The following is a 3,066-nucleotide window of genomic DNA, read 5'->3' as shown; positions in this document are numbered from 1 at the left end:
CGCTACATTTCAAAGAGGTGAGCAATGAACAGGGGCAAGACGGATGCACTGACAGCAGTAGTAGATCGTGACCTGAAGCAAGAATTGGCGGCTCATCCGACCAATCCGGCGGAAACTGACAATTCTTTTTCACCCGAGTGGATCGACGACCGTGTTCGGCCGGGATATTATGGCGAGCGACGCAATCATGTTCGTAAAGCTGATTAAGTAACGAACCCAATTTTTTACAGAGCGCCCCTTCCCGGGCGCTTTTTTTATGTTGTTGACAACATTGTTATTTTCGTGGTACTATGCAAATAGTTTCAGTACAAAAATTTCTACAATTTCTACAGAGGAGGAATAGTCATGCAACGAGGAGAGGGGTATGGTTCAATATCCGCTATCCTGTTACGGCTATGCGGTGGAAATATAGCCGTGCTCGTCCTACCGGACCGGAAACCTAGAATTGAAGAATTGCCAACGAAATTTACACTTCCCGGGGGAAGTATCAAGGAAGGGGAGAGTGAAGAAGATGCGCTGACTCGCGAAGTAGAAGAAGAGACAGGTCTCATCATCTCACCAAAACAGTGCACGCGTGTTGCCGGTTTTTCTAAGGAATTCAAAAAACAGGGGACACGACATACTTTTTGGCTCGTGCAAAATAAGTGGAAAGGCGTTCTTCGCCACATCGGTCTCCATGGAGAGACGGGGAAACCGCAGTGGTGGGGCGTGGACCTTGCGCTCCAGAAGAAAAACGGACTCCACTTTTCCCACAAGCTTGCGTTATACTGCGCGCTTAAAGAAGGCGGCTTTGCAAAAGATTTCAAGGATATCGCCCACCTGCTTAGGGAGCATGAGGACTTGCACACATCCTATCGCTTCTCGTGAAGCAAGAAAGGAAGGTGCGTACGCGAAATTTCTTTCATAGAATCAGCCTGAGTTCCGGGTTGATTCTTTTTTTATAGGGTGTTATAGTACTAGGCAATGTCAGTACGAATGCGACACACCCGTGGACACACGGGCAATAGGCGGTCTCATCATGCGCTTACCACGCCGCGTCTTTCTCTGTGCGGCAAGTGCGGGGAAGGCCATCTCCGCCATAAAATGTGCGGCAATTGCGGCACCTACAGAGGCAGAGAGATTGTTGACGTATTGGCACAAGTGAACAGAAAAGCGGAGCGCGCAAAGGCCAAAACGCGTGAGCTTGGCAAGGAACCAAAGGCTGAAGAAGGGTCCGCGGGCGCGAAAGAGCCTCTGGAGGCCAAAGGCAAGAAGAAATAGTTCCGGAATTAGCTGATCTGTACGATTATACGAATCATTTGCATAACGTATACTCGTACTGGTTTGTTACTTGGATTTATTCTTGTCTAACGTGTGAGTAATTTTTAAATTTTTGCACTTTTTATGGCGAATCGGCACCTTTCAAGAAGTATTGTCATGCAGTCCCTCTTTGAGTGGGATTTTAACGGCAATAAAAATATCGCCATTGAAGATACCGTAACGCGCAATGCCGCGGAGTTTGCTCCCGGCGTAAAAGATACTTCGTTCATGAAAGCTCTTGCAAAAGGGGTTCTGGAGAAGCAAGGGAAAATAGACGCGATCATTACCAAAGCGGCTCCCGATTGGCCGCTTGAAAAGATCTCAATAGTTGATCGCAACGTGCTCCGCATCGGACTCTCCGAACTTCTTTTTGGAGACAGGAAAGAAGTGCCGCCCAAAGTAGCGATCAATGAAGCAATTGAGCTCGCAAAGACATTCGGCGGCGAGAACAGCGGCAAGTTTGTGAATGGTGTTTTGGGGGCCGTGTATAAAGAACTTGGCGAACCCGGGAAGGACGAGAGTTCGCAAAAAAATAACAAGGTCATTGACCCTGCGACACTTCCCGTAGACGGACTCGTGGGCGCACTTGTCTATGCGCGTGAAGGCGCGGACGTGTATCTCGGTTTGATCCATGATGTGTTTGGCCACTGGACGCTCTCAAAGGGGCATCTCAAAGAGAATGAGGAAGAAAAAGACGGCGTTGTCCGAAAAGTGAAAGAAGAAATGGGGGCGGTGGTCTCCACAGTGCACGATACGCTCGGCGTGAATGAATACATCGCTTCAGACCCTAAGCAGGGGAAAATAAGAAAACGCGTATCATATTTTCTGGCAGAAGCGAAGTTTGATGATCTTGTTACGGGCGAGTCGGGAGGAATTGATGATGCCAAGTGGTTCAAGCTTGCTGATGTGGTGAATCTTAATATATACGATGATATTTTACCGATTGTGACAAAAGGGATACATATATTATTAACTAAAAAATAGTATCAAATTCCAAAGCCCAAAGATTAAATAAAGTTAATTTGAAATTTGAGCTTTTGAATTTACACGTGAACGGCATGAAAGATTTTTCCGAGTTTGAAAAAAGGATCGGTGTGGAATTTAACGATAAGAATTTACTCAAACAAGCATTTATCCATCGTTCCTATCTCAACGAAAATCCCGGGCTGGGCCTCTCACATAATGAGCGGCTGGAATTTCTTGGTGATGCTGTTTTGGAATTGGTAACCACAGACTATTTGTACCGTACGTATACCGATAAAACCGAAGGCGAATTGACCGCGTATCGGGCGGCGCTGGTGAATACGATAAGTATTTCAAAAGCGGCAGTCGCGATCGGCGCCAACGAGTTTCTCTTGCTTTCCAAAGGGGAATCAAAAGACACAGGGAAAGCGCGACAATACATTTTAGCAAACACGTATGAATCGATCATCGGCGCTATTTTTCTTGATCTTGGATATGAAGCATCGGCGAAATTTATTGCCGAGACACTCCTTCCATATCTTACAGAGATCATTTCCAATCGTCTGTGGCAAGACGCAAAAAGTTATTTTCAAGAACGCTCACAGGAATATGTGGGTGTTACTCCTTCCTATAGCGTGCTTGAAGAAGAAGGCCCCGACCATGAAAAGCATTTTACCGTCGGCATTTTTTTGCGCGATGAGCTTGTCGCGCGCGGTGAGGGAGAGTCTAAACAGGAAGCCGAGCAGGAAGCGGCGCGCAACGCTCTTCTGGAAAAAGGGTGGAACGGCCACGATATTGCGTAAT

Annotated in this window: 5 protein-coding genes; all 5 read left to right on the top strand. The window is 46.9% G+C overall.

Translation table 11 applies throughout. The annotated features are described in order from the left end of the window. The first annotated feature begins 24 nt into the window (after window positions 1–24). The 5 genes from AAB523_00790 (at window position 25) to rnc (ending at window position 3,065) form a co-directional block, all read left to right on the top strand. A complete protein-coding gene (locus AAB523_00790; GenBank protein ID MEK7555806.1) occupies window positions 25–207 on the top strand; it encodes a hypothetical protein in 183 nt (60 codons plus the stop codon). Between the two features lie 138 nt (window positions 208–345). Beyond that, window positions 346–867 carry an NUDIX domain-containing protein gene (locus AAB523_00785; protein ID MEK7555805.1) on the top strand — a complete coding sequence of 174 codons (522 nt, stop codon included), beginning with the start codon at window positions 346–348 and terminating at the stop codon, window positions 865–867. 108 nt (window positions 868–975) lie between these two features. Next, the gene (gene rpmF / locus AAB523_00780) at window positions 976–1,260 is read left to right on the top strand and encodes a 50S ribosomal protein L32 (GenBank protein MEK7555804.1); all 285 of its coding nucleotides are present in this window, start codon (window positions 976–978) and stop codon (window positions 1,258–1,260) included. A gap of 123 nt (window positions 1,261–1,383) precedes the next feature. Beyond that, a complete protein-coding gene (gene nusB / locus AAB523_00775) occupies window positions 1,384–2,283 on the top strand; it encodes a transcription antitermination factor NusB (GenBank protein ID MEK7555803.1) in 900 nt (299 codons plus the stop codon). A gap of 38 nt (window positions 2,284–2,321) precedes the next feature. Next, a complete protein-coding gene (rnc, locus tag AAB523_00770) occupies window positions 2,322–3,065 on the top strand; it encodes a ribonuclease III (protein ID MEK7555802.1) in 744 nt (247 codons plus the stop codon). The last annotated feature ends 1 nt before the right edge of the window (window position 3,066 follow it).

The organism is Patescibacteria group bacterium (genome assembly GCA_038063375.1).
Classification (GTDB): domain Bacteria; phylum Patescibacteriota; class Minisyncoccia; order Phycocordibacterales; family JANLHH01; genus JANLHH01.
Note: the sequence above shows the minus strand (reverse complement) of the source record. Positions and strands in the feature narration are given on the sequence as shown.